The organism is Spirochaetota bacterium, assembly GCA_038043445.1.
GTDB lineage: Bacteria > Spirochaetota > Brachyspiria > Brachyspirales > JACRPF01 > JBBTBY01.
The window spans coordinates 33,654-58,812 of sequence record JBBTBY010000058.1 but is presented as its reverse complement, the minus strand read 5'-3'; the positions used below and the strand labels follow the sequence as shown (position 1 = coordinate 58,812).

26 protein-coding genes are annotated in these 25,159 nt (G+C 55.8%); 6 read left to right on the top strand and 20 right to left on the bottom strand.

What is annotated here, in order from left to right:
• Positions 1-168 precede the first annotated feature (168 nt).
• Positions 169-384, bottom strand: coding sequence for a type II toxin-antitoxin system HicB family antitoxin (locus AABZ39_08695; protein MEK6794840.1), 216 nt, complete (start codon positions 382-384; stop codon positions 169-171).
• A gap of 764 nt (positions 385-1,148) precedes the next feature.
• Between AABZ39_08695 and AABZ39_08690 the strand changes: the two genes are divergently transcribed.
• Together AABZ39_08690 and AABZ39_08685 are read left to right on the top strand one after the other, a co-directional pair.
• Entirely contained in the window at positions 1,149-1,376 is a 228-nt protein-coding gene (locus AABZ39_08690) for a DUF433 domain-containing protein (protein MEK6794839.1), read from the top strand.
• Positions 1,373-1,726 carry a DUF5615 family PIN-like protein gene (locus AABZ39_08685; protein ID MEK6794838.1) on the top strand — a complete coding sequence of 118 codons (354 nt, stop codon included), beginning with the start codon at positions 1,373-1,375 and terminating at the stop codon, positions 1,724-1,726. The genes AABZ39_08690 and AABZ39_08685 overlap by 4 nt, the downstream gene beginning before the upstream one ends.
• Before the next feature lie 223 nt (positions 1,727-1,949).
• Here AABZ39_08685 and thrH read toward each other — a convergent pair whose 3' ends face one another.
• Genes thrH through AABZ39_08670 form a run of 3 tightly spaced genes read right to left on the bottom strand, consistent with a single transcriptional unit; the run spans position 1,950 to position 4,680 of the window.
• Positions 1,950-2,558, bottom strand: coding sequence for a bifunctional phosphoserine phosphatase/homoserine phosphotransferase ThrH (gene thrH, locus AABZ39_08680; protein MEK6794837.1), 609 nt, complete (start codon positions 2,556-2,558; stop codon positions 1,950-1,952).
• 15 nt (positions 2,559-2,573) lie between these two features.
• Positions 2,574-3,848: a DUF1015 domain-containing protein gene (locus tag AABZ39_08675; protein MEK6794836.1), complete on the bottom strand. Its 1,275-nt coding sequence runs from the start codon at positions 3,846-3,848 to the stop codon at positions 2,574-2,576.
• Between the two features lie 43 nt (positions 3,849-3,891).
• A complete protein-coding gene (locus tag AABZ39_08670) occupies positions 3,892-4,680 on the bottom strand; it encodes a hypothetical protein (protein ID MEK6794835.1) in 789 nt (262 codons plus the stop codon).
• Positions 4,681-4,919: 239 nt separating this feature from the next.
• Here AABZ39_08670 and AABZ39_08665 point away from each other — a divergent pair, with 239 nt between their 5' ends.
• Both AABZ39_08665 and AABZ39_08660 read left to right on the top strand, forming a co-directional pair.
• Positions 4,920-5,828, top strand: a complete 909-nt coding sequence (locus tag AABZ39_08665) for a hypothetical protein (protein MEK6794834.1) — start codon at positions 4,920-4,922, stop codon at positions 5,826-5,828.
• A gap of 17 nt (positions 5,829-5,845) precedes the next feature.
• On the top strand, positions 5,846-8,476 hold the full coding sequence (locus tag AABZ39_08660; GenBank protein MEK6794833.1) for a methyl-accepting chemotaxis protein: 2,631 nt from the start codon (positions 5,846-5,848) through the stop codon (positions 8,474-8,476).
• Between the two features lie 18 nt (positions 8,477-8,494).
• On the opposite strand, the gene AABZ39_08655 is transcribed toward AABZ39_08660, so the two are convergent.
• The 6 genes from AABZ39_08655 to AABZ39_08630 are packed head-to-tail and all read right to left on the bottom strand — an operon-like array spanning position 8,495 to position 12,434.
• Positions 8,495-9,190 (bottom strand): DNA-formamidopyrimidine glycosylase family protein, encoded by a 696-nt coding sequence (locus tag AABZ39_08655; protein ID MEK6794832.1) that lies wholly within the window; start codon positions 9,188-9,190, stop codon positions 8,495-8,497.
• Complete coding sequence (locus tag AABZ39_08650) at positions 9,183-9,614, bottom strand: transcriptional repressor (protein MEK6794831.1); 432 nt, start codon at positions 9,612-9,614, stop codon at positions 9,183-9,185. The genes AABZ39_08655 and AABZ39_08650 overlap by 8 nt, the downstream gene beginning before the upstream one ends.
• 56 nt (positions 9,615-9,670) lie before the next feature.
• Entirely contained in the window at positions 9,671-10,138 is a 468-nt protein-coding gene (locus AABZ39_08645) for a DUF2062 domain-containing protein (GenBank protein MEK6794830.1), read from the bottom strand.
• Positions 10,131-10,739, bottom strand: a complete 609-nt coding sequence (locus tag AABZ39_08640) for a phosphoribosylanthranilate isomerase (GenBank protein ID MEK6794829.1) — start codon at positions 10,737-10,739, stop codon at positions 10,131-10,133. Before AABZ39_08640 ends, AABZ39_08645 begins: the two co-directional genes overlap by 8 nt.
• Positions 10,715-11,494, bottom strand: a complete 780-nt coding sequence (gene trpC / locus AABZ39_08635; GenBank protein MEK6794828.1) for an indole-3-glycerol phosphate synthase TrpC — start codon at positions 11,492-11,494, stop codon at positions 10,715-10,717. The genes AABZ39_08640 and trpC overlap by 25 nt, the downstream gene beginning before the upstream one ends.
• Positions 11,495-11,501: 7 nt before the next feature.
• Positions 11,502-12,434, bottom strand: coding sequence for a LysM peptidoglycan-binding domain-containing protein (locus AABZ39_08630; GenBank protein ID MEK6794827.1), 933 nt, complete (start codon positions 12,432-12,434; stop codon positions 11,502-11,504).
• A 244-nt stretch (positions 12,435-12,678) separates the two neighbouring features.
• Between AABZ39_08630 and ybeY the strand changes: the two genes are divergently transcribed.
• On the top strand, positions 12,679-13,089 hold the full coding sequence (gene ybeY / locus AABZ39_08625; protein ID MEK6794826.1) for an rRNA maturation RNase YbeY: 411 nt from the start codon (positions 12,679-12,681) through the stop codon (positions 13,087-13,089).
• An 18-nt stretch (positions 13,090-13,107) separates the two neighbouring features.
• Here the strand turns inward: ybeY and AABZ39_08620 are convergent, their stop codons facing one another.
• Genes AABZ39_08620 through AABZ39_08595 form a run of 6 tightly spaced genes read right to left on the bottom strand, consistent with a single transcriptional unit; the run spans position 13,108 to position 18,096 of the window.
• Positions 13,108-14,283, bottom strand: a complete 1,176-nt coding sequence (locus AABZ39_08620) for a hypothetical protein (GenBank protein MEK6794825.1) — start codon at positions 14,281-14,283, stop codon at positions 13,108-13,110.
• On the bottom strand, positions 14,280-14,792 hold the full coding sequence (locus AABZ39_08615; GenBank protein MEK6794824.1) for a cob(I)yrinic acid a,c-diamide adenosyltransferase: 513 nt from the start codon (positions 14,790-14,792) through the stop codon (positions 14,280-14,282). Before AABZ39_08615 ends, AABZ39_08620 begins: the two co-directional genes overlap by 4 nt.
• Positions 14,793-16,196 (bottom strand): kelch repeat-containing protein, encoded by a 1,404-nt coding sequence (locus tag AABZ39_08610; GenBank protein ID MEK6794823.1) that lies wholly within the window; start codon positions 16,194-16,196, stop codon positions 14,793-14,795.
• 28 nt (positions 16,197-16,224) lie between these two features.
• A complete protein-coding gene (locus AABZ39_08605) occupies positions 16,225-16,680 on the bottom strand; it encodes a TPM domain-containing protein (GenBank protein MEK6794822.1) in 456 nt (151 codons plus the stop codon).
• On the bottom strand, positions 16,667-17,467 hold the full coding sequence (locus AABZ39_08600; protein ID MEK6794821.1) for a TPM domain-containing protein: 801 nt from the start codon (positions 17,465-17,467) through the stop codon (positions 16,667-16,669). Before AABZ39_08600 ends, AABZ39_08605 begins: the two co-directional genes overlap by 14 nt.
• 17 nt (positions 17,468-17,484) lie before the next feature.
• Entirely contained in the window at positions 17,485-18,096 is a 612-nt protein-coding gene (locus AABZ39_08595; GenBank protein ID MEK6794820.1) for a LemA family protein, read from the bottom strand.
• Positions 18,097-18,310: 214 nt separating this feature from the next.
• Between AABZ39_08595 and purH the strand changes: the two genes are divergently transcribed.
• Positions 18,311-19,855, top strand: a complete 1,545-nt coding sequence (purH, locus tag AABZ39_08590; protein MEK6794819.1) for a bifunctional phosphoribosylaminoimidazolecarboxamide formyltransferase/IMP cyclohydrolase — start codon at positions 18,311-18,313, stop codon at positions 19,853-19,855.
• Here the strand turns inward: purH and AABZ39_08585 are convergent.
• The 4 genes from AABZ39_08585 to AABZ39_08570 form a co-directional block, all read right to left on the bottom strand.
• Positions 19,845-20,960, bottom strand: a complete 1,116-nt coding sequence (locus AABZ39_08585) for a radical SAM protein (GenBank protein MEK6794818.1) — start codon at positions 20,958-20,960, stop codon at positions 19,845-19,847. The genes purH and AABZ39_08585 overlap by 11 nt on opposite strands.
• A gap of 53 nt (positions 20,961-21,013) precedes the next feature.
• Positions 21,014-22,270 (bottom strand): flagellar hook-associated protein 3, encoded by a 1,257-nt coding sequence (locus AABZ39_08580; GenBank protein MEK6794817.1) that lies wholly within the window; start codon positions 22,268-22,270, stop codon positions 21,014-21,016.
• Positions 22,271-22,406: 136 nt separating this feature from the next.
• Positions 22,407-23,216, bottom strand: a complete 810-nt coding sequence (locus AABZ39_08575) for a hypothetical protein (GenBank protein MEK6794816.1) — start codon at positions 23,214-23,216, stop codon at positions 22,407-22,409.
• A 20-nt stretch (positions 23,217-23,236) separates the two neighbouring features.
• Positions 23,237-25,144 carry a methyl-accepting chemotaxis protein gene (locus AABZ39_08570; GenBank protein MEK6794815.1) on the bottom strand — a complete coding sequence of 636 codons (1,908 nt, stop codon included), beginning with the start codon at positions 25,142-25,144 and terminating at the stop codon, positions 23,237-23,239.
• Positions 25,145-25,159: the final 15 nt, after the last annotated feature.

Sequence of the window (25,159 nt, the reverse complement as noted above, 5' to 3'; positions counted from 1 at the left end):
CGGACCCTCGGCACAGTGTTGCGGACCTTCGGCACAGCGTTGCGGACCTTCGGCACAGTGTTGCGGACTCTCGGCACAGTGAATGATCGATGGACCAGAACAGCCACCTCACCCCTACTGCGCCGCTCTTCATCTGTATTGATCAATAATACGCTCAGGCTGAAAACTTCATGCGTATGCAAGACGTCCCTTGGGCTCAGGTATAGGGCGATCGAGACTCTTCGCTGTTTCTATCCATTCATCGAATATGACCTCGACGTTCTTCAGGGCTTCTTCGTATGTTTTACCGTCCGCTGCGCATCCGGAAAGTTCCGGGACTTCGGCAATGAATGCATTGTCGTCAGTGCTCCAAAATAAGATCACTTCGTATTTATACTTGCCCATTCACATAGTATATTTGTACCAAATTAGATAGTCAAACAGGAAAATGATATCGTGTTGCCTCTAGCGTGCTGCTCTGTATGTCGGTAGTATCTATGAAGAGCGCTGTATTGACGGTAATTATCATACCCCGCCGGGAAACGAAGCCGCTTCCGTCGTCGAGGATATAAGTCGTTCCATCGGTAGTGTATACCCGCCCGCGATGGGCGAGACCGTATACACCTGGGCAGAGTACGAATATGATTAAGAGGGTTATCGAACGCATAGAGCCCTCCGCCGTTGATCCGATGATACGCAGAGCGAACGATAAAAGATGTCGTTCCCCCGTCCTCCATCTGTGTCATCCGTGTCATCTGTGACCTCTCTTTTTCGTGTCTTTCGTGCTCGCCCTGAGCGTAGTCGAAGGGTTTTTCGTGGTTCAATTCTCCCCAATTATTCTTTTCTGCGTTCCCCGCATCTCTGCGTGATACATCTTCTCTTCCTCGCGTCTTCGCGCTTGTACTGAGCTTGTGGTCGGTGAGCCTGCCGAACCGTCGAAGTGCCTTCGCGTGCCTATTCCCCTTATTCCCCCCTCTTCATCGGTGTTTTCAGCGTCCCCAGCGTCACGATCCTCTCCTTACTTTTCCCGACCTCCATCTGTGCCCCCCTTCCCTCCGCGTTAAAACACCTTGTGTAGTGCCTTCGCGATTTACATTATGTGTTGATATGGTACAATACGTGTGCGACAGTGAACCGGACTTGATCGCATGCTGTTGCGGGAGTAAACCATGGACGCACGGATAACAGTAGATCCTGCAATATGTCATGGAAAGCCGGTCATCAGTAACACGCGCGTATTAGTAAGCAATATACTGGCGGAACTGGCAGCCGGCAAAGGCACGGCGGATATCATAAGAAATTACCCGAACATTACGGAAGATGATATTCGCGCCTGTCTCCGGTTCGGCAGCGAACTTGCGCAATTCGAAACGGTGACCATCGGAAAACCGGCGTGACCTTTTTTCTCGATGAGAATATACCGAAGGATGCAGCTGCCCTTCTTGCTTCTCGTGGACATGAAACCGTTGACATCCGCGGCACCGGTCATGAGGGATGCGATGATAAGACCGTATTCGGGCTCTCAAAGGACCGCGAGTGCGTTTTCCTGACCACGGATAAGGATTTTTTTCACACGATCAATTTTGAACATAAACCGCATGCCGGCATTATCGTCATCGCACTTAAACAGCCTGACGCGCAACGGATCGTATCCCGGCTGCAGTGGTTCCTCGACAATTGCATGGAAATGCCGCTGCATGACAAGTGCTTTCTTCTTTCCGATGACCGCTGCACCATATATTCCTAATAACGGTCATACATTCCCGTTATTCTTCGCGTTCCCCGCGCCTCCGCATGGCACATCTTCTCTTCTTCGCGTGATTTCCCTTCTTTCCCATCCCTCCGTCAATTCCCTTTCCGCATCGTCCCCTCTCATCCGCGCCAAAAATATTCTTTTCCTCTCTCTTTCTCCGTGCCCTCTGCGCCCTCTGTGGTTTTCCCCTCTAACGTAACAGCATTGGAAAAAGGGGTCAGGGGTGAATTTCCAGCCCCTTCTCTATCGCCGCATATAGCTCATCATAGTTCTCTGTTATCGGGAATTGCGGATATTCCGCTGCTATCGTCGCAGGCGGACGGAAAAATACCCCGGCGTGCGCGGCGGCGAGCATGCTCACATCGTTGTACGAATCGCCGGAGGCGACGACGCGAAAGCCGATGCCCCTGAGCGCCTCTACCGCATGCTTTTTTCCGTCGTTCTGCCTGAGCGCATACCCGGTTATCATGCCGTTCTCGGTGATGAGGTGATTGCAGAATATCGTCGGCCAGCCGAGCATCTTCATGAGCGGCGTTGCGAATTCAACGAAGGTGTCGGAAAGTATTATGACCTGGGAAAGCCCGCGCAGGCGGTCGAGGAACGCGAGCGCCCCCTTAAGCGGTCCCATGCGGGCGATGACGTTCTGGATATCGGCAAGGGTGAGTTTGTTCTCTTTGAGTATCCCGATGCGTCCTTTCATGAGCACGTCATAATCGGAGATATCTCGCGTGGTAAGTTTCAGTTTTTCAATGCCGGTAGCCGCGGCAACGTTTATCCATATCTCCGGCACGAGAACGCCCTCGAGGTCGAGGCATATCACGGACAGTGTTCCCACGTCCGCCTATCGCATGAGGCGGAACACGAGGCCGCTCGGGAGTTTTGGGAAAAAGTACGTCGATTTCTGCGGCATGAACGAGCCCTCGTCGGCGACGGCAAGGACGCTCGCAAGCGGGGTGGCAGGCAGCATGAACGCCGCCTGCACGCTGCCCGATGCGACGGCAGAAAGCGCTTCATCGTCATCGCGTGTATAGGTGATGTTCGTCTGCTCCGAGAGGCGTTCCGCATTGATGCCGAACACGGGCTCGAGTATGAGCCGATGGAGCACGGTGACATCGAGCGAACGCACTTCCGGCGATGCGCCCGATATTTCCGATCCGAGGTCCACGTTCGGTTTCAGCGTAAGCCGGAACGCGCCCTCACGCGTGACATAGACGAACGAATGTCGTTCCTGACCGAGCGCGCTCGTGTGCGATGCATCGCGCGCAAGCGGCGTGACCGTAAAGAGCGGGCCGACGGCCTTCGGGAGCGCGGAGACGGCATGCGCGGGTATGCCGGATACCATGCGATGCGTGGGGTAGATGGAAAGCGCGGTATCGTCCGCTTCGGTCATATAGATCATCACGCGGTCATACGCACCGTTCGGTCCGTGAAGTGCGCGTTGAGCATCGCGGTACTGTACGGCGGTCTCATACCGGTGATGCCCGTCGGCGATATAAAGCTTCTTGTCGCGGAAAGCGCTCGATACCGCATCCGCGCTTTCTGCGGGAACGGCCCAGAGCTGATTGACGACACCCGCGGTATCGGTGAACGATGCGAGCGGCGGACGCGACACGGCCGCCTCAAGATAGATGCGCACCGCGCCATCATCGCGGTACAGCATGAACACCTGCGAGAGGTTGGCGCCCGTCGCGGTGAACAGTTTCAATCGGTCCTCTTTCGGTTTTGAGAGCGTCTTCTCATGCGGGAGCACGACACCGTGGCCGAACGGCGAGAGCGTGAGCTCGGCGATGATGCCGAGCGTGCGGCGGCGCCTGCCGTCCTTCGATGTGTATTCCTGCGAAAGGATATAGTAGCTCGGCACCGCATCACGCACGAGCACCTTCTCGCGCATCCATGCATCAAGAGATCCCCGGGCGCGCGTGTACTTGTTCTCACGCTCCGTGTCTCCGGGCGCCTCTTTCCCGAGGATGAGCCGTACGACATTATTGGGATGCTTCACCTCGAACGCATCGCGCTCCGAAGGGGATATGACATCGTACGGCGGCGCCGTTACCTGATCGAGGGGAAAACGCTTCTCATCGTAGCGAACCCCGGTGAATGGATGTATCTCCGCCATAACTGCCCGTCCTGAGATGATTATCCCGCGAGTAAGGAACGTATCAGAAAGTGAGTATATCGGATTTTTCCGCGGTGCCTTCGTAATACCGGTCCTGCAGCTTCCCGAACAACGAGCCCAATGTATGATTGTCAATATAACTTACCGTATAATTCACGTAGTTATCGTAGTACTTCTGGTAATACGAGGTCATCATCGTATTGACCTGATCGCGATAATAATAGCCGTAATACTGCGCGCAGAACTGATCAAAGCTCTTAATGAACGTCGTGGTGAAGCCGCCGTATTTCTTGAACATCTGTTCGCGGTTCTCTTTGAACACGAAATACGGCATCGGATATCCCGGGTGAATGCTTTTTTTATCCGGATTGCGTTCATAGAACATGTTCACCATTTTTTCGCTCTCGAACCGCAGTGTCACTGCAAAGAGCCGGTCTTTGTAGAAATAGAACCGATACACCCACGAATTGGGTGTTGTCAGCGCATCCTTGGCGAAGGTAATGCGTGAAAAATCCGCACTCTCTATCTGCGTCAGATGGCGCATGGTAAAATCGCTTTTTATCAGTTTGTCCATCCGTGCCGTAAAACCCAAATGCATCCACCGGTACAGGTGCGGGTGGAACCATACCAGATCGGGGTCCGGGTACGTGCTCTGATATATCTCAACACGTTCCACTTCCCCTTTTGTCTTGATGAAATTCGTCGCTGCAAGCCGGTCATTGACCTCCTGCGGCGAAAGGCCCCAATAGACGTTCATGAAACCGTTATACACAGGCTCATACGGAACGAGCATTCCGCAGGCGAACAGGAACAGGAACATTGCTTTTTTCATCGCTTTCTCCTTGCGTACCGAAGCATACCGGCATCTGCGAACACCGTTCACAGTGTATCACAGAAAAGCCGCGTGCGCAACCGTTTCGGGCGGACAACCCAGCCGAAACGTTCCCGCATGATATTTTATACGATATATTATCGGGAAACGCATGCGTAATGTTGAACCGATATCCCTTCATACTGACACGTAAAAAGCCGATAATCCCTATAGTATGATCTCTACAGTATGGAGAATGCATGCACCGCCCAGCACTGACAGTATTGCTGTCATTCATCCTCGGTACAACACCGCTCGTGTCCGCGCCTGATGCGCTCACCGGAACGAACGATACCCTTGGCTCAGTAACGACGCATGCCGGCCGCTACGGCAGCGGGCGTTCCCAGATACCCGACACCCACAGCCGTGCCGCACAAGCTGAGGCGCTTTCCATCGTGAGCCGCGATGCCGCCGGCGCTCCGATGGAGAACGGGCGCATCGTTATCGCCTGCATTGGATTTCCCGACCCTTCGCCCGATTTCAGGATATTCATCAATTATCTCTCGGGTAAGAAAATGTCGCCCGCGCTCCTCATCGTAGACTGTTCACAGCCGAAAGCCGGTCTGAAGGAGTGGGCATCCTCTTCCGGGGAGACATCGCTCTGGAACGGCGTTGGTACGCGTCTTGCCTGGTTCGGCGCCGCCGCATCCCAGGTGCAGATAGCGTGGGTGCACCTGAGCGGATCCGCCATGGAATATGATCGGTATCAGGATATCCTCAAAGCGCGTGTCATGATCGTGCTCGAAACGATGCGTCGGCAATTCCCGAACCTGCGCGTGGCCTATCTTACCTCATCTGCCGATGAGCGTTACACCCGCTATCCTGAGCCCTATTGCTATCGCTACGGCCATTGCATACGCAGTCTCATACTGGATCAGATTGCACAAAATCCGAAATTGAATTACGATAGGTCACGAGGAATGGTCCGTATGCCGCTGTTGCTGTGGGGGCCGGATGCACGCATTGAGATGCGCCCATCGAACCCCGGCATCATGCATGCCCCCAACGATGCAGCCCCGGCGGGTACGGATGGACGGGGGCGTTCGATCCATGACCATTTCCTCAGTGATCCTGCCGGCGGATCGTGGTTTGCATTGAATGTTCGGTAGCGAGGAGCAGTGCGGGCATGAATGAGATCAATGGTATACGCCGAAAGACCGCATCACAACTGCGGCGGGGCATACTTCTTGCGCCGGCTATCGCATTCAGCATACATTTCATTTTCACGCCGCTGCTGTTCGGGAAATTAAGCTCCCATCCATTGCTCTTCGTTTACTACGCGGTATGCCTTCTCGCCGTATTCGCCGTGATACTGTTCTTCATCGGAAAATGGCGGCATGGCGCTCACATACCGCTCGGAAAGATCTATACCCGTGTCTATCTTGTCGGTGTCCTTCTGGTCGGCATCGGGAGCCAGGTCGCCCTTATCCTTGATGGGAGTATTTCTTTCCAGGTAATATTGATGCGCGCCTTCTGGATGCTCGCCATAACCGCGCTGGTATACGCCATCGCCGCGATATGGTTCAGCCATCAGGTGCGGGATATGCCCGCCGAGGACCTCGCCACCGATCTGCGCATACCGCTGCGTGATAAATTCATATCGGTCATACTTTTCGTGTTCCTCCTTTCGCTCACGATAGTGAACGTCATCCACTACAGCGCCGAGATACGCATCGTCAGCGCACAGAAATCCGGGGAGCTCTTCGCCTCGCTCAGCAAAAGCGCCGCTTCCGTAGAGTCCGCTCTCGCCGAACAGCGCGTCATCGCACAGGACATCGCCGACATCTATACCGTGCCGGTGCGCGGGAAAAAAAGAAAGATCGATAATGACGCCCCGGTACTCAGCATCCTGCTGCGGGGCACGCACGTACCCGTATCGTTCACGCTCATCGCCGGACTTGACGGCACGCTTCATGTATGGGAACGGGGAGCGGACGGTTTTTCTCATCGCACCGCGACCAACGGGGAATTCGCCATTCCGTCCGATCTTACCGCCGCGATGTCGCGCATGCATATCTCCACGAACGAGTATTTCGCCGCGATAGCATCGTCTGCATCGGGGACATGCGCCGTCCTTTCACGTGTCCGCGATGTGCGCCCGCTGCTTGTTGCGTCGTTCCCGAAGAACCGCGCATACATCGTCGACGATGCAGGGAAAACGCTCCTCTCTCTCGATGCATCATCCCCGACGTTCGTACGCGATGTCCACGCCACATCCACGAACGCACAATGGACGCCCATGCTCATCGAGGGGAAACGCCATGCCGTGTTCATACTGCCCTTCGCGGCGAAAACTTCCATTGCGCTCGCCATCCCCGCGACCGACCTCTATGCTACGAAAGAGATCGATGACGTTGCGCTTTTCGCGGCGATAACGCTCTGGATATCGATATTCGCCGTTGCCGCCGCCGTCGTCATCACGCTCAACGTATTCCTCGGCCCGCTCGAGCGCGCACGCGATATATCGAAGGACCTTGCACAGGGCAAGGGCGACCTTACGCGCCGTATAACCGTGAAAACGAACGATGAGATAGGCGAGCTCCTGTTCCATTTCAATCACTTCATCGATACGATGAACTATATCGTGAACAATATCAAGGGCGGCACCGCGAACCTCAATACCGATCTCTCGCGCATGCATGCCACCGTGCTCGAAACGGCGAAGATATCGGCCACCGAGATAGAGAGCATCGAGCGTTCGGTATCGAGCGTCGAGGAGATCATGCGCTCCATCGGCCAGGTGGGGACAACGACCGAACAGCAGAAGAACGCCTTCGCGAGCGTGAACATCGCCATTGACGAACTTCTGAAGTCGATACTCAAGATAAGCGAGAACATGCAGAAGCAGTCCGTCGCCATTTCCGAGACGTCATCGGCCATCGAGCAGATGACATCGAACATACTGTCGGTCGCCAAGAACGTGGGCAATGCGGACACGTTCGCCAAGCGCCTCCTTTCGGAAGCGAAAACGGGCGGCGACCGCGTCGACGATCTTGTGGATGCGATACGCGAGGTCGAGGAATCATCGAGCCAGATCAATGAGATCATAACGGTCATTCAGTCCATTGCCGAACAGACGAATCTCCTTGCCATGAACGCCGCCATTGAAGCGGCGCACGCGGGCGAACACGGCAAGGGTTTTGCGGTGGTCGCCGACGAGATACGGAAACTCGCGGAGAACACCGCGGCGAATTCGCAGTCGATAACGGTCATCGTCAAGGACATATCGACGCGCATAGAGAAGATAGTCGGTCTCGCCGTCGAGAGCGGCACATCGCTCACCACCATACTCGATGCATCGGGGAGCACCGCGAACATCATCGCCGAGATAACCGCAGCGAACAATGAACTTGAGACGGGCGGACGCGACATACTCGAAACGGTGAAGAACCTCAATCAGATAACCGACGAGGTGAAGGCCTCCGTCGACGAACAGATGCAGAGCGGCAACGTCGTCGAATCGCAGGTCACGCTCCTCGACCGCATTACGACCGAGGTGGCAACATCCATATCCGAGAATTCATCGGGGGCGCGTGAGATAACCGAATCGATGGAACAGCTTCGCGCCATTGCCATGAAGAACAAACAGGGCACCGCCGAACTTTCAAAGGCCATCGATGAGATCGCCGGGAATTTCACGCGATTCGTGGACCTGGTATCCGCGTTCCGTACCGCGGAGAGCGGCCGCCGTGCAGAGCTGGGAAGCCCGCCGGCAGCGCCGCGCGAGCTTCCCGCGCCGGACGTACTGGACCGCTGATCCCGCGTACCCGGCGTATCAGTGAGGCGCTTTTTCCGCCGGAATACCCATGTCGTAGAGCCCGTCCAATTCATCGAGCATGTCGAGGGCCTTCGGGCTTTTTTTGATTATCGCATCACGCAGTATGTTCTTGATGTTCCAAAAGAGCTTCTCCGCAGCCGAGCGCGGGATGCGGTTGGCCGGGTGACGCGCGGGCAGCCGTGATGCGCGAAGTATCTTCCCGGTGTAGCGTATCCCGAGACCCGCGACGACCTTTTCCTTGCGCAGGAAATCGCCGATGTTCGCCTTTGACGCTTTCAGATTGCGGTAAAGCATCTTGAAGTTGAACTGCTTCGTCAGGGGATCGACGCCGGCGAAGGGGACATAGGTCTCATCCTTGCTCACCACGGTGACCGTGCTCATGCGGCTCTTATCGACGAGGTACAGATCGCCCCGCGTTGTCCTGAACAAGACACGCGTATGCGCAATGCGCGCATTATCCGTGCTCATCATGAGCTGCGCGTTCTCACCGAGTGACAGCATGAACGCATCGCGTGAAAGCTGGAAGTATATCGCCTTGTCATGACGGACTATCTCGATCACCTTCTGGCCGCTGATAAGACCGATATCCTCGCTGATCGACGCATCGCGCGCGACGACGGAATCGATATACGCGTATTGCAGTTCCTCTTTGAGCTGATTGATGATTATCTGCAGTTCCGGTAATTCAGGCATGGTGTCCTCCCCCCGTTCCCGCCGCAAGGCATGTCCTGCATGTCCCGAGAAAATAGCCCTGGACCTGCTCGATACGGTGGCCGTCGACGTCCCGATGCGAAAGCTGGGGGCAGGCGATGGCCACATCGTACAGATGCTTGCACACCGTGCAGTAGAAATGATGATGCGTACTTATATTGCTGTCGTAATGGGCCTTTTCAGGATCGATGTCTATTTCCTGGAGAAGGCCTGATGAAACGAGCGTTACCAGATTATTGTAAATAGTAGCCCGGGAAATGCTTGCGTATTTTTCATGCAAAGCGGCATGGATATCATCCGCCGATGGATGATCGAGATTACCGTCCATGTACTCAAGTATCGCGATACGCTGTACGGTTACCGGCAACCCCTTGGCTTTCAATGTCTCGGCTTTGTCGCATATCATATTGTACCTAGTATTGTTTTATACCATGTATAATATAATACATAATACAATATTTGTCAAGCCCTGGGTTTTCCTCTTCGCATGAATAGTCGTGCGATACCGTATACAAGCAAATAGCTGATAATGCCAAAGACAGATGCGACAAAGATCCCGCCAACAGCGATCTCGCGTATGTTATCCGCCACGAACCGGGCGATATCCGCGGAGGGCATCGGCTTAATGAATTTTGTACCGAATAGAATGGTCCCTGCTTTATAATCGAGGAGATAAAAAAAGAGTCCTGTCGCGAAATTCACGACAAGCGTACCGGCATAGGTCGATACGAGATTGAGCCTGAACAGGAGTGCAAGCCCCAAGGCTATGAACATGCCGATGATCGGCAGCGGCAGAATGGAAAAGAAAAGTCCGATGGCGAACCCGAGGGCGAGCCGGTGCGGCGTGCGCGTCCGTTTCAGGAGGATGACCAATACACGGAAACCGCGGGCTATGCCGTTGCGTCCCTTCTTTCTTCCTTCGTCACTCACGCTCGCGTACCGCCGCGATCAGTGCCTGTATCTTCCCATGGTCCTTCACCCCCGGCATTGATTCGACACCGCTCGACACATCGATGCCGTAGGGGTGAACGATGCGCATGGCCTCGGCTGCGTTATCCGCCGTGATGCCCCCGGCAAGGAAGAACCGTTCCGTCCGCCCGGCAAGAAGCGACCAGTCGAAGGGAACACCGCTCCCGCCCGGTCCCGCCGCTGAATCGAAGATAAGTTCATCATACCGTCGATATGCCGCCAGTGCGCCGAACGAAGCCTCATCGCGGATATGGAGCACACGGAGCACACGCGCCTCTATCTTCTGCGCCGTCGATTCGTTCTCGCCGCCGGAGAGCTGTACATATGAAAAGCCGCAGGCATGGACGAGCCGGTTCATAACGGCGATGTCCTCGTTCACGAAAAGCCCCGCGACCGGAACAATGGATGCGCGTACGATATCGCGCGCACGTTCCGCGGTAACGCGCCGCTTCGACGGTGCGAGCACTACGCCGATGATATCGACGCCCGCCTCACTGCAGTACTCGGCATCGCGCGGATCGGTGATGCCGCAGATCTTTATTTTCGTCCTTTGAGTTCCCATATCTTCGCCTTCACATCGGATGAACGCATGAGCGTCTCTCCGACAAGCACGCCATGCACACCGGCAGCGCGCACACGCGTGACATCGTCGTACGATGCGATACCGCTCTCGCTCACGATGCATCGCCCGCTCGGGACCTTCGGTGCGAGCGTTGTCGTCGTGGCAAGCGTCGTCCTGAAGTCGGTCAAGTCCCTGTTGTTTATCCCGATGATGAGGGCATCGGCAGCGAGCGCTCTGTCAAGCTCACGCTCCGTATGTATCTCCACGAGCGGCGTCATGGCAAGTTCCCTGCCGAGGGCGATGAATCGTGTAAGCGCCGCATCATCGAGTATTGCGGCGATAAGGAGGAACGAATCGGCACCGGCAGCGCATGCCTCGTATATCTGATAATCATCGATGATGAAGTCCTTGCGGAGTATCGGCAACGCGACCGCTGAACGCACCGCGGTCAAATGGTCCATACCGCCGAGAAAATGGTTCTCCTCGGTAAGCACGCTCACGGCATCCGCCCCCGCATCGCTGTACGCGCGGGCGATCGCGGCAGGGTCGAACGTATCGCTGAACACGCCCTTTGACGGCGAGGCTTTCTTCACCTCGGCGATGAGCACGATATCCGTACCGGAGAACATGTCCCGGAATCGGTCATGCGTCCTCACAGGGAGTAGAGCGCGTATCGCTGCGATCGTGCGCGTACGCTTGCGTTCGGCAAGTCCTGCTTTCGAATCCTCTACGATGCGCGAAAGGATGCCATGCACGAAGGGACTATCTCCCTTCGCGGGTGCGGGCGCGGAGCACGAAATCATAATCCGTACGCGGGAGCGAACCCTTGCTCATCTCGATTATCTGCGGATCGAAACGGTCGGAGAGATAGAGCATCCATTTCGCATGCTCGTTCTCATTGACGGCGATGTATATCTCATAGATCTCATAGTACGATTCGGCGAGCCCGCTCCGCACGGATGCCGGTATGCGCTCAAGACGCGTGCTCAAGAGATCGCGCGGGATGGTCGGTACGATTATCTTCGTGCCGGTAACGAGCACATCAGGGTTCTTTATCGTATCGACATTGAGCGCGTAGATGAACACCCAGTAGAAACCGTTGCCGCCGTAATTCCGTTTGGCTAAGTCCCAGAGAGAGTCGCGATAGCGCACGGTGTACGTCGTCGAACCGGTCTTTATCTCGTTCACGTACGCCTTCATCTTCTTCACCGTCTCGCGCTGGCGTTCCTGCACCGCCTCGTTCGTCGGCATGAGATTGCCCACCTCGGGCGCCGATGTTATGTTCGTTGCTGTCACCGCTGCCGGGGCCGTATTCGTCTCTTCCGTCGGCACGATCACCGTTTTTTTCGTCACGCTCTTGTCGCGGAACCATTGCGGGCCCGACGGCGGCTTGCCGTAGAACAGGATGAACGAAACGACGATGACGATAAGCCCGAGCGTGCTGAACAGGGGAATGAAATATACGCTCAGGTACGATCGCCGTTCGGGTACGGGACCGGAAATGATGGGTATCTCCCGCGGTATATCGCTTTTCTCTTCCTGGTGGGGATCTTTGTTCGTATCCATTGTTCTCCCGCTCTTGTTCTCGATTATCTCAGTGAGCATCTCGCTGTTCGGGTTGTCCACGGACGCCGGCCGTTTCCGCTCCGGGATATCGTCCATGCGTTCTTCTACCTTATCCTTCTGATCGTCCACGGTATGCCGTCCTTGACGCGTGCATTTGTCATACAGCGAATGGCCGGATTATACCACGCCATGGAAAATTCGCAACCGAAACGGAGGGAGTGAATGTTTTTACCTGCTTTGATCAGTTCTGTATCGAACCGCGGACCGCGGGTGATAATCGTACGTCCGGTCTGTTGCATGCGGCTATGACCGCGCCGTTCTTTACTTTGCGCCTATCGGTGCTATACTCGGCCGGTGGCGCCGATTCGATAATATGTCCAGTGATATAACCATAATCAACAAGAGCGCATACCGCATTGCGTGCGCTCCGTATCGAACGCTGCTGCGGAAGCTCCTTCGGGCGCTTTGCATCCGGAAGAGCGTCGGTCTTCTTTTCACCGACAATAAAGGCATACGCGTGTACAATCGCAACTTCCGCGGCAAGGACAAAGCGACCGATGTACTGTCATTCCCCGGGGAAGGCGGTCATCTCGGCGATATCATCATCTCGTATGAATGGGTCGTGCGCGAACGTCCGCCGCACCGCCGCACCGCCATCGAAGAGCTCATCGTCCATGCGGTGCTCCATCTGACCGGCGTACATCATACCTACACCGAACGCTCTCTTGCAGAGAATAGACGTGCCATGGATGCGCTTATGACGATGATCACCGCCGGCCGATAGCGGACCGCCGGGGAACGGTCACTCGACGGCGCGTGAAAAGATTATCTCGTAGGGATTCCTGCTCCACGCCCGCACATCCCTGCTCCCGCGCACCGTGCCGCGTATGGATATCATGCGTGCGTTCGTAAGAGCCGCTGCGCTCACGATGATGTCGGCGGAATTCGCCGGCGTATGCAGAGTCGCTGTCGCTTCATGCGCTTCGGAAAAAAGCACAACGGTCACGGCGATATCCATTGGCGCGCGTATCCGAATGCCGGCGTCCGCGGGCGATCGGGGTATGCGGAACATCTCCACATCGCGCGGGGCGTCGATCCTTCCGCTTATCAGCATGCCCTCGACGAGGGCTATCGCACGCGCTCTGCTGTCGTTCGGTTCATACGCATATCCCTGCGACAAGGCCTTTCCCGACACCCTGAGCTGATACGGGAATTTGCTCGACACCTGCCGCTCCGTACGGATGACGATGTATCGCCTCATCATGGCGGGGAGCAGTATCCCGGTGATCGATTTTCCCTCACCGCTTTCACCGCCGTCGGCAAGGAACAGCGTGCCATTATCATCCGCGATACAGAGCACGCCGATCACCCCGGGTACCGGCGAAAGTTCTATATCGATGGCGCTGTCGCTCTCTTTCCCGTCGATGGAATACCAGTCCTCTTCCGTATATGCGGGTTTTGATTCTGCACGCTCGACGTCCATGCTCGGCGCGTAATATCCGCTTACGATCGCCGGGAGCGTGAGCTCTTGCGCCCGCCCCGCGTCCCCATTATCCTCGCGCTCGCTTGACACCGAAATTCGTTTGCGCGAAAGTACCGCAGTGTATGCGGTCTCGCGTGTACTGCCCCCATAGGCGCGCTCCACGATGAGATAATACGACCCGTTCGAGAGATAGAGGTTCGGCACCGCCTCCGCCTGCCCCGGTATCATCGTTGCGATGCGCTTGAGCGTACGGCCGTTCTCGTCCTCGAGGGCAAGCGATATGCGCTCGCCCTGAACGGTCATCGACAGGAGCGTTTCCTCGTCCATGGCGATGCGGAAGAACGAACGCATGCCGTAGGCGATATTCCCGCGTATGGATGCATCGCTCGGAATGACTTCTGCTTTTTCACGCGTACCGCTCCCGCGCGGAGAGATGATAGTTCCGCAGGAGCATATCCCGAGAACGGCGAGCGTTATGTATAGAAAGCGCATCATAGATCGATACCTGGAATGGCGTGAGCGCCCTGCTCATAATGATGCTTTATCATGCGCATTTCAGTCGCGATATCGGCGCTGTCGATGAATGACGACGGAGCGCCGCGGCCGGTAAGTATGACATGCGTATCCCCGCGCAGGCGGGCGAATGACAGCACGGCTGCCTCATCGAGAAGCCCATGATGCACCGCATTGTTGACCTCATCGAGAACGATGAGCCGATACATGCCGGAGGAAAGGAGCTCGTGCGCTTTCAAAAGTCCCTGTTGGGCGGGTTGTGCCTGCTCCGCGCGCTGCTTTTCATCGGTGAAGAACCCGCTTCCCGCACGAATTATGGTGATATCGGGATAGTTCCGAACGATACCGCACTCGGCACTTTCCATTGTTCCCTTCATGAACTGTATCATCGCCGCACGGCCGCCGGAACAAAGCGTACGGATGACCGCACCGATGGCGGCGCTCGTCTTCCCCTTGCCCTCGCCCGTGTATACGATAAGCGCTCCTGCCATTTATTCAGAACACCATATATCGTTCAGGCAGTGCTTGTTGCCATTATCCGCACTGCCGCCGAGCATCCAGATACGGTCGCGGAACAGAGCGGCGGTGAACAGATACCGCGCCGGGAACGGTGTCTCTCCCGCGTTCTTCCATGATACGCCGTCGGACGATGTCCACACATCGTTCATCGTCCGCTTCCCGTCCGAACCGCCGATGAGGTATACCGTCGAGCCGAGAACGACGGAACACGCCCCAAAGCGGGGGGTGAACGCTCCCATGCTCACACGCGTCCATTGCTTCCCGTCCTTCGTTCTCCACACATCGTTCATCGCCTTTCTATCATCCCCGCGGCCTGCAGCGAGATACAGCGAATCACCCAGTACGAATGCGGTGTGCTCATTGCGCGCTGGAAATGGGGCGCCGGAATTGATAGATACCCAATTGCTGCCGTTGACCGAGCGAATGACGTCATTGGTGTTCTCTCGGAACGAGAACCCGCCGATGAGCCACAGCGCATCGGCGAACGGCACGATAGCGTGTCCTTCGCGCACCGTGAAGGCGGCCGCTCTCATGGATTGTGTCCAGTTCGTACCGTCGATCGATCTCCACACATCGTTCATCGAACCGTTGAACCCGCCGGAGTTCGCCTGAAAACCGCCGACTATCCAGAGCGCGTTGTGGAACGGCACCATCGCATGCCGGTTGCGGTCGAAATAGTTCGCACTCCCTGCGACCAGATGCCAGTTCGTACCGTCAGGGGACTGCCAGACATCGCGAAGCGTCGATGTTGTCGCCGGCTCATATCCGCCGGTAAGCCACAGCCGTCCGTTGAACACCGTAAGTGCATGACCGCTGCGCGCGGAGAACGGCCCCTGTCCCGGGCGGTAGACGGCGTTCCATTGCCTGCCGTCGAACATCCGTCCGGTCTTGCCGGGAACGCCCGATGACGACCCGAGCGATGCGCCAAGCGCTGTCACGATGCGCTTTACCGCTTCATCGGCTTTTTCTATCGATGCTATCTCTTCACGCGCTGCAGCGACGACACGCGAGGTCTCAACGTCGACCATGCCCGCGGATATGAAATATTTCGTGCCGAGTTTCATGAACGATCCATAGCACATCCGTTCAACGGAAAGAAGCTTCCCCGCCTTCACCGCGCAATCCGTTTCGGTGCAGCCGCTGGCCGCCAATTCATGTTCCTTCAGTATCGCCGCCATGTTCGCGCGGTCAAGGAGATCGAATTTCCCCGATACGACGAGTTCGCTGCGCATGAGCTCTTCGATGACCGCCGCGTCCGCGGTGCTTACCGGTCCCTTCACCGAGAACGTGAGCACGGCGATGCGTACCGGCCGTTCGGCATATGCCGTAAGCGCCAGAACGCTGACGACAAGCATGCTTGTGATGACCTTTCTCATGGCAACTCCCCCGGCAGCGATAGCGCGGTCAATAGGATATCTTGTCCGAAAGCTCGTTGACATCGTCGCTCTGATACGGGAAATGCTCCTTGAGCGCGGCTCCCACCATGGCCACTGCCTGAGCGATGCCGTCGGCGAATTCATTCCGCGAAAACCGCTCCTGCATGGCCTTCACCGCGGGCTCCCACAATCGCCCGGCCTTGGCATCGATGCCGCTGTCGCCGATGATGGCGAAGGCGCGGTCGTGAATGGCGAAATAGATGAGCACACCGTTGCGTTTTTCCGTGCGCGTCATGCCGATGCGTTCGAATGTCGCCGCCGCTTCGGCCATGATGTCTTCCGCAACGCGCCGGGCGATATGCACCCGTATCTCGCCGGATGTGCCGAACTCGGCCGATCTGATCGCATCGATGATGCGCTTCTTATCGCGTTTCGAGAAGAAGAAGAACGGAATCGATGAACGGACGATATTACCATTTGCCACTGGCGCCACCTCCCCCGAAACTCCCGCCGCCGCCGGAGAAGCCGCGGCCCCCGCCGCCGCCGCGCGCAAGAAGCGCATAGTAGGCAATCTGCAGCACCAGTTTGATGAAGAACAGGAGCGCACTGAAAAGCAGGAACCATTCGAGCAGCCCGTAGCGGCCGCTGTTCCCCGACTGCGATCGTTTGTACGTCATGAACCGCACGAGATCGATGATGAAGAGGAATACGATCACCGCGAGCACGATGAGCACGATCATCCGTACCTTCGGGTCATTGAGAAGCGATGAGACATCATCCGTGCCGCCCTCGGCCGTATACTCGCCCTCGGCCGCCTTCATGATCGCTTCGACGCCGTCCATCATCCCGCCGTCAAAATCGCCGGTACGGAATTTCGGAACGATCGCCGTGCGTATGATGGACGATGATACCGCATCGGTTATCGTTCCCTCAAGCCCGTAGCCGACCTCGATGCGCACGGAACGCTCGGCAACGGAGAACACGAGTATCACGCCATTGTCTTTTTTCGATTTGCCGATCTTCCATTTCTCGGCAAGCCGCATGCTCACATCCTCGAGCGATTCGCCCTCGAGCGACTTGAACGTGACGATGACTATCTCGGTACTTGTCCGCTCATCATATGATGCAAGCGACGCTTCGATACGCGAGCGCGCATCCGCGGACAGAAGTCCCGCATGATCGTTCACACGCCCGAGCGGCGATGTCGGCAGCGTGAACGGCTGGGCTGTCGCCGCGCAGATGGCGATGAGGAATACGCGCGCAAGGCGCATCGGCTTATGCCTTTACACTATTTCGAGAAATCGACTTTCGGCGCGGTCTTCGCACCCTCTTCTGCGGTGAAATACGCCTTTTCCTTGAACCCGAACATGTTGGCGAAGAATATTATCGGGAAACTTCTGCGCTTTGTGTTGTATGTCTGCGCAACTTCGTTGAAGCGCTTACGCTCCACGGCGATGCGGTTCTCGGTCCCTTCAAGCTGCGACTGGAGATTCATGAAGTTCTCGTTCGCCTTGAGGTTCGGATACTGCTCGACGACGACCATGAGCCGTGAGAGCGCGCTTGATATCGCACCCTGACTCGCCTGGAACTTCGCGAACATCTGCGGGTCGTTGACCACGCTCGGGTCCACCTTTATCTGCGAGGCTTTGCTCCGTTCCGCGATGACACCGATGAGCGTATCGCTTTCATGCTTCGCATATCCTTTGGTGGTCGCTACCAGGTTCGGGATAAGATCGAGGCGGCGCTGGTATACGTTCTCCACCTGCGCCCATGAGCTTTTCACGCTTTCATCGAGCGTAACGAGCGAATTGTATGTGCCGATAAGGCTTGCGATCGACCAGATGATGAAAAGTATGACGGCACCGATAATGCCGAATTTGATGATCTTGTTCTTGTCCATGTCATTCCTCCGCGTGATAGCCGCTTTCCGCGGCATGCAGGGGGATAATACCATGCCGATGGGAAAAAAGCAAAATCGGTTGATTGCCAGTATGGCAGAGAACAGCGGGTTGCAACCCGCTGTTCTTACATGACGATCGCTATACATTGCTTATCGAAATTCAGTTGACATACGAACCATATCTTTTATAATGCCCCCATCGAGGGAGTCTTCCATGAAAATAAAACGCGCGCTCTTGTCCGTTTCCGATAAAAAAGGGATCATCGAATTCGCCCGCGGACTTTCGTCTTGCGGCGTGGAACTTATCTCCACCGGCGGCACGAAGAAAGAGCTCATGGCGAACAATATCCCGGTGAAGGATATCAGCGAATTCACCGGATTCCCCGAGATACTCGACGGACGCGTCAAAACATTGCACCCGCTCGTGCACGGCGGACTTCTCGCCATACGCGACAGCAAGTCGCATCAGGAGCAGGTTGCAAAGAACAAGATAGAATATATCGATCTCGTTTGCGTCAATCTCTATCCGTTCGAAAAGACGGTGTCTGAAAAGAACGTCTCCAATGAAGAAGCGATAGAGAACATCGATATCGGCGGACCCACCATGCTCAGAAGCGCGGCGAAGAACTACCGCTTCGTCACCGTCGTCGTTGATGTGAACGATTATGACACCGTGCTCAAACAGATCAAGGACAGCGGCGACACCGATGAAGCGACGCGCTTTGAGCTCATGAAGAAAGTGTTCGCACACACCGCGCGTTACGATTCGCTCATCGCCAATCATTTCACCGGACAAGGGAAGGATTTCCCCGACGCGCTTAATCTCAATTTCAAGAAGATATATTCGCTGCGCTACGGCGAGAACCCGCATCAGAAGGCGGCGTGGTACAGCGACTACACGCCGTGCAGAGAAGCGTCCATCGTGAACGCGGAAAAGGTACAGGGGAAAGAGCTTTCGTACAACAACATCCTCGACGCGCAGGCATGTCTCGACATTCTCCGGGATTTCAGCAATGAGACATTCGCGGTCATCATCAAACATACCAATCCCTGCGGCGCATCATACGGCAGGAACGCCGAAGATGCGTTCCGCAAAGCGTTCTCCGTGGACCCGACGAGCGCGTTCGGCGGCATCATCGGACTTACGAAGGAAGTTGATGCAGCGACAGCACGGGCTATCAATGAGAATTTCGCCGAGATAGTGCTTGCACCTGCGGTATCCGATGAAGCGAAGAAGATACTTGCGGAGAAAAAGAACCTCCGCGTGCTTGTGTTCACGTCGCCGCTTGCCGACAAGCAGGCACAGTGGGAAGTGAAGCGCATATCCGGCGGTCTCCTTCTTCAGGAAAAAGACATCCCTCTCTACGACGAAAGCCAGTTCAAGATCGTCACAAAACGCGCACCCACCGATGCGGAAAAGAAAGCGCTTCTCTTCGCGTGGAAAATAGCCAAGCATGTGAAATCGAACGCCATAGTCTACGCGACGGAGGATATCATACTCGGCGTCGGCGCGGGCCAGATGAGCCGCGTTGACAGCGCGCGTATAGCGAAAGAAAAAGCCCAGCGTCCGCTCGCCGGATGCGCCATGGCGTCAGATGCGTTCTTCCCGTTCCGCGACTCGATAGACACCGCCGCGAAGGAAGGCGTAAAAGCCATCATTCAGCCGGGCGGGTCGGTCAAGGATGCGGAAGTGATCGCCGCCTGCGATGAATTCGGCATAGCGATGATATGCACGCAGATGCGGCATTTCAAGCATTAACACCAGCACCGACGTTCGGGGCAAGTCCGTCCGCGAATTCCTTGAACACCGGTAAAAATCGTTTATTGACCGAACAGAATTCGTAATATCCCGTACGTGAATAATGCGGGCAGCCGCCGTAGCAGTAATGACGCACCTCGCATGCCTCGCAGTTCTTTTTCATGTAATGCTGTTTCAGCTCACTGAACTTCCTGCTCTTGCTCGATTCGAATATCGATGAGAACTCGTCACGTGCAACATTCCCGAGAAGCCAGCGTTTCTCCGCGTAGAAGTCGCAGGGATATACATTGCCGTTCGCCTCGACGAGGAAATAACCGCCGCAGTTGGGTGCGAACTGGCAGCTTGACGGGCGCTGACCCAGTATCGCTTCGTACATATTGTCGAAGAGCCGTACCGACGGGCGCGGATCGGATATTTTCCAGCGCTCGAATATTACGCTGAGGAAACGATGATAATCATCGGCTCGCACGGAATGCGGGAGAACATCGCCCTTCTCATCAAGATCGAATATGGGGATGAACTGCATGAAATCGACCTTCGCTTCGGAACGCAGGAAATCGTAGATGCGCTCGGGATATTTCGCGGTGAGCGCATTGACCGTCGTAAGCACATTCGCCGGCACGCCGTTCTCGACGAGAAGTCGGAACCCGTTGTATGCGCGTTCGAACGAACCCTTGCCGGAACCATCCACACGGTTCGCATCGTGTATATCCGCGTCGCCGTCGATGGATACGCCGATGAGCGCGTTCATTTTCTTGAAAAGCGCCGCCCATTCCTCATTGATGAGCGTGCCGTTCGTCTGTATCGCCACGCTCACCGATGTGCGCGGCGGCAGGCGATGATTGAGCATTTCGATGAATCGTTCGTAAAAATCGATGCCGGCAAGGAGCGGTTCGCCGCCCTGGAACGCGAATATATACGGCGGGTGCGCCGCGGCGGCATAGTTCGTGATAAGCGCGTCGAGCGTCGCATCGCTCATGACCTCGGCTTTCCCGAGCTCGGCTTTATTGTCGTAGCAGTAAAAACAGTATTTGCATCGGAGATTGCAGAGGTAGGATACCGGTTTTATGAGGAGGGAGAACGGGCGTTTCATGGTATTTACCATACCAATATTCGGGGAAAAAACAAGGATATCGTGCCGGGCAAAGCGCTAGTGAACTACCTGAGGAAATCCATGAGCGTCGGCTGGAGCAGCTTCGCCGCCGTCTGCAGCGACGCCTTGTGCGCATATTCCCACATAGTGAAATTCACTATCTCGGAGGCGTAATCGACGTCCTCGTTCTTGCTCATCGCCTCGCTCACGAACACTTTCTGATCGGCGAGCCCCTTTGATGCATTATCGATATGCGATACCGCCGCGGAGAGCTTCGCCTGCGTATGGAGAATGTTCGACAACCCCGCATCGATGAGACCGAGCGAAGTCTTACCCACCTGCGCCTCATCGTTCCTGAGCAGGCTGTCGCGGAGGTACATGAGCGATTCGAACACGGATTTCCCGCCGACACCGGCGGACGGATGATAATTGTTCTCCGGGAAATTCGCCATACCCTCTCGTATGAGCCCCAGGTCCTGGAACACTCGCCCGCCCTCGATGTCCTGTATCATTATCTTGTGCGGCTCGAACGATTCGAGACGCAGCACTTTCGATCCGTCACGAAGCACGGCAATGCCGGCCTTCACGTTCGTGTTGGCGGCGTTTATCTTCTCCACAACGGCATCAATGTTGTCTCCGGCATGGAGGGATATCACCGTATCGTCGATCATTATCTTCGAATCCGCTGCGGCGACGAACGTTGAAGCATCCTTCCCGCTGATGAGCTCGCTGTTCGTGCCCCAGAACGCATAATTGCCGGGAATCGAGGCATTGATGTATTGGTTCTCTTCTATTTCACGCTTCTTTCCCGAACCGCCGCCTTCGTAATTGACGCCGACCATTATCTGTTTTCCCATCGATTCGTTCCATTGATAGAACGTACGGAACGGGTCCGTCGTCGACTTGGTGCCGCCGAATATGAATTCGTCCTTATGTTTCGTCATGGAAAGTTCGTAAGCGCGCTCAAGGAGCTCGTTCACCTCGGTCGCTATCGTTACGCGGTCTTCCTTGGCGAGCGTACCGTTCGCACCCATGACGGCGAGTTCCCTCGAACGCTGGAGCACCTGTGTCATGGAGGAAAGCGCCCCGTCGGCCACATCGAGCATGCCCTTGGCATCGTCGATATTCTTCGAGAACTGGTCTATCGAAGATATGCGGGTACGGTAGAATATGCTGTTCACCGCGCTGTACACGTCCTGATGCGGGTACTGCACACGCTGCCCCGTGGAAAGCCGCCGCTGCGATTGTTCCATCTCGACGAAATTGCGCCGGATGGCGGAGACATTCCCGTTCACGAGCGATTGTTCGGTTATGCGTATCATGGCGTACCTTCATTTTTTATCGTGCGGTCACGATAGACTTCTGCCTTCATTATCGGCAGGAATGGGAATGCGTTTACAACATTATTTCAGGCTGCGGGGGATGCATACTGCCATGCGGCTCCGCGGCATCCGCCTGTCATCTCCGCGGGCTCGGGTCGTGCAGGACAAGACGATTGCGTTCTGTCAGGCGTATATCGCTTTTTCCGACCTTATCGATGGTCCCTTTCAGATGCCGTGTCAGTTCATCCAGATAAATGCGGAAAAATATATCGGAAAAGACCGATGTCCGGTCCAGGCAGAGCGTAACGATATTGCTCCGGTCATCGAACATATCGGCAAAAATATAGAATTTCTTGTTCTCAACTTCCTTTTCGTTCAGATATATCTCGTAGCTTTCTTCCATGATGGCCGTATTGAATATGAACGCCAGCAGAAGATAGAGAAAATGGGGGGCCGTACGTTCCGAAAGATACTCCTCTTCCGAGCGCTTGACCGATATTTCAGTGAAATCGTTCTCCGATAGCATCGTCTTTTCCGATACGGCATTTTCGTAGCATACATTGTTCTTCGCGCTCCCGTTCATGCAGAGCGTCCCCATCAGATTGGAGAAACAACGGTTCGTGACATGGTCGATGAATTTTCCGGATCGGATATTCCCTCCGATGATGAACCGGAAAAGCGTTGACAGATCGAGGCGTGTGTGTTTGATACACATGTCCGCTATCGCCGCGGCGCGAAGCTCGTTCAACACATTCCGATATTCAAGATACGCCGCTTTGTATTCTTCAAGTACTCCGTCGGACAGCGCTCCTTTTTTTGCGGCATACAGCAATTCCGGGAATTTTCCGAGTCTTCGCGTATTGACCTTCGGGGTCTTAAGCACGCCGGCGATAATGCTCAGCCTTGTAGCCGTAAGGTCCCTCAGGTATGATTCAAATCTGCTCATGTACCCTCCGCGGATCTTCGTCAGAATTTCTTATACTCCGCATCCTCGGCGGCGTCCGCACTCTTCATATCGATCTGGAACCCGCCGCTTTTTTTCTGCATCGCCCCCGCTTCCCTGACACGTACCTGCGCGGGCATTTTCTTTACCGCATCGCTGTTCCCTGCGGGCGGCGGCGCATGATGTTCCAGTACCGCTTGTTCTTTCCTGCCGGTCAATATCTGCTTCCCGTACTGTGCACTGTGCCGCTCCTGCGCGTGCGAATTCTCCACTCGGAAATATCCTATCGCTTCCATAAGCTGCCCCGCCTGCGCGGACAGTTCCTCGGCTGTTGACGCCACCTCTTCGGAGCTCGAGGCGGTATTCTGGGCTGACTGGCTCACGTTCTGCACCGCCGACGACACCTGCTGCACCGCCCCGCTTATCTGCTGCGCGGATGCGCTTATCTGCTGCACGACCGTGTTCACCTGCTGAACGGACATATTGATCTGTTTTGCACCATTGCTCTGCTCGGCGCTTGCCGCGCTTATCTCGGCGACCAATTCCGCCGTCCGCTGAATATCCGGAACAAGTTTCACGAGGAGTTCTCCGGCATGCTGTGAAACCTCGACGCTTGATTTCGACAGCTGTTCGATCTCAGCGGCGGCACGCTGACTTCTGTCTGCGAGCTTCTGCACTTCGCTCGCGACCACAGCGAACCCCTTCCCGTGCTCGCCCGCACGAGCCGCCTCTATCGATGCATTGAGCGAAAGAAGATTGGTCTGACGCGCAATCTCCTGGATTATCTTTACCTTGTCCGATATCTCCTTCATGGAGCGCACCGTGGAATTCACCGCATCACCGCCCGCTTTCGCATCGGCGGCGGCTTTCTTTGCGATGGACTCGGTCTGGCTGGCATTGTCCGCGTTCTGCGCTATCGTCGATGACATCTCCTCGATCGACGATGTCGTTTCTTCGATCGACGACGACACTTCCTCCACGCTGGATGACATTTCCTCGATCGTGGACGCGACCTCCTCCATTGAAGACGATACCTCTTCAACGCTTGCTGCCTGTCCCCCCGCCCCCTGCGAAAGCACGACGGACGAACTTGAAAGCTGTTCACTGCCGGTCGCCATATTCGCGGACGCGGCGGAAACAGACTCCACAACAGTGCGTAGCTTCTCGATCATATCCCTGAACGCGATCGACAGGAGGCCTATTTCGTCCGCACGCCGGAGCATGGCTTCGTCGACCATCACCGTCAGGTTGCCTTGCGCGATCTCATGTGCGAACGCCGCCCCTTTCCGTAACGGTGCTGCAATGCTGCGCGTCAAGAGCACCGCAAAGGCTATGCCGATGAGGATCGCGAGAATACTCCCGCTGTTGCCCGCGACCTGTATCAGCGAGGTCTTCGCTTGTTTCTCGGTTTCCATCGCGGCGGCGTACTCGTCGGCTGCCGTCCGTGTATCATTGAGGATACGCCGAACATCCTGAAGATGCGCCTGCGTCTGCGCAAGGTACACAGCGCGTGCTTCCTGTTCTTCTCCGCTCTTCCGCAATTCCGCTATCCGCTGTGCGGTCTCATGCAGTTTTGTGTGCGGCGATTCTATCTCTCTGAAAAGCGGCGCAAGTCGAGAGCTCATGGCCTCGGTTTTCGTGCGCTTTTCGCTGTAGTACCATTTCCCGAACGCACACTGCGACGGATCAATCTGCACGGTGATCGTCTTCTGCTTCCTGTCCATCAGGTCCCTGTTCAATTGCAGCGTCCAATTCAGGTGATCACGTTCGCGCTGCAGCATTTCGCTCGACAGCTGTTTCGCATCGGTCGCTTTTTTATCCGCATCGACGATCATGCGGATCGAAATGAATGTCCCTGTGGTAATGCCCGTCATGAGCAGGAGCACGGTGCCGAAACCGGACGCAAGTTTTTTCCCAATGGTAAGTTTCATCGTGTCCTCCCTGCG

Excerpts from the sequence above, each read along its gene's own strand:
- AABZ39_08665 (MEK6794834.1), top strand. The coding sequence starts at position 4,920 with ATGCACCGCCCAGCACTGACAGTATTGCTGTCATTCATCCTCGGTACA.
- AABZ39_08595 (MEK6794820.1), bottom strand. The coding sequence starts at position 18,096 with ATGGACAAGAACAAGATCATCAAATTCGGCATTATCGGTGCCGTCATA.
- AABZ39_08675 (MEK6794836.1), bottom strand. The coding sequence starts at position 3,848 with ATGGCGGAGATACATCCATTCACCGGGGTTCGCTACGATGAGAAGCGT.
- AABZ39_08650 (MEK6794831.1), bottom strand. The coding sequence starts at position 9,614 with ATGATATGCGACAAAGCCGAGACATTGAAAGCCAAGGGGTTGCCGGTA.
- AABZ39_08585 (MEK6794818.1), bottom strand. The coding sequence starts at position 20,960 with ATGGTAAATACCATGAAACGCCCGTTCTCCCTCCTCATAAAACCGGTA.
- AABZ39_08690 (MEK6794839.1), top strand. The coding sequence starts at position 1,149 with ATGGACGCACGGATAACAGTAGATCCTGCAATATGTCATGGAAAGCCG.
- AABZ39_08660 (MEK6794833.1), top strand. The coding sequence starts at position 5,846 with ATGAATGAGATCAATGGTATACGCCGAAAGACCGCATCACAACTGCGG.
- ybeY (MEK6794826.1), top strand. The coding sequence starts at position 12,679 with ATGTCCAGTGATATAACCATAATCAACAAGAGCGCATACCGCATTGCG.
- AABZ39_08620 (MEK6794825.1), bottom strand. The coding sequence starts at position 14,283 with ATGATGCGCTTTCTATACATAACGCTCGCCGTTCTCGGGATATGCTCC.
- AABZ39_08615 (MEK6794824.1), bottom strand. The coding sequence starts at position 14,792 with ATGGCAGGAGCGCTTATCGTATACACGGGCGAGGGCAAGGGGAAGACG.
- AABZ39_08575 (MEK6794816.1), bottom strand. The coding sequence starts at position 23,216 with ATGAGCAGATTTGAATCATACCTGAGGGACCTTACGGCTACAAGGCTG.
- AABZ39_08580 (MEK6794817.1), bottom strand. The coding sequence starts at position 22,270 with ATGATACGCATAACCGAACAATCGCTCGTGAACGGGAATGTCTCCGCC.
- AABZ39_08695 (MEK6794840.1), bottom strand. The coding sequence starts at position 384 with ATGGGCAAGTATAAATACGAAGTGATCTTATTTTGGAGCACTGACGAC.
- AABZ39_08640 (MEK6794829.1), bottom strand. The coding sequence starts at position 10,739 with ATGGGAACTCAAAGGACGAAAATAAAGATCTGCGGCATCACCGATCCG.
- purH (MEK6794819.1), top strand. The coding sequence starts at position 18,311 with ATGAAAATAAAACGCGCGCTCTTGTCCGTTTCCGATAAAAAAGGGATC.
- AABZ39_08610 (MEK6794823.1), bottom strand. The coding sequence starts at position 16,196 with ATGAGAAAGGTCATCACAAGCATGCTTGTCGTCAGCGTTCTGGCGCTT.
- AABZ39_08655 (MEK6794832.1), bottom strand. The coding sequence starts at position 9,190 with ATGCCTGAATTACCGGAACTGCAGATAATCATCAATCAGCTCAAAGAG.
- AABZ39_08570 (MEK6794815.1), bottom strand. The coding sequence starts at position 25,144 with ATGAAACTTACCATTGGGAAAAAACTTGCGTCCGGTTTCGGCACCGTG.
- AABZ39_08600 (MEK6794821.1), bottom strand. The coding sequence starts at position 17,467 with ATGCGCCTTGCGCGCGTATTCCTCATCGCCATCTGCGCGGCGACAGCC.
- AABZ39_08670 (MEK6794835.1), bottom strand. The coding sequence starts at position 4,680 with ATGAAAAAAGCAATGTTCCTGTTCCTGTTCGCCTGCGGAATGCTCGTT.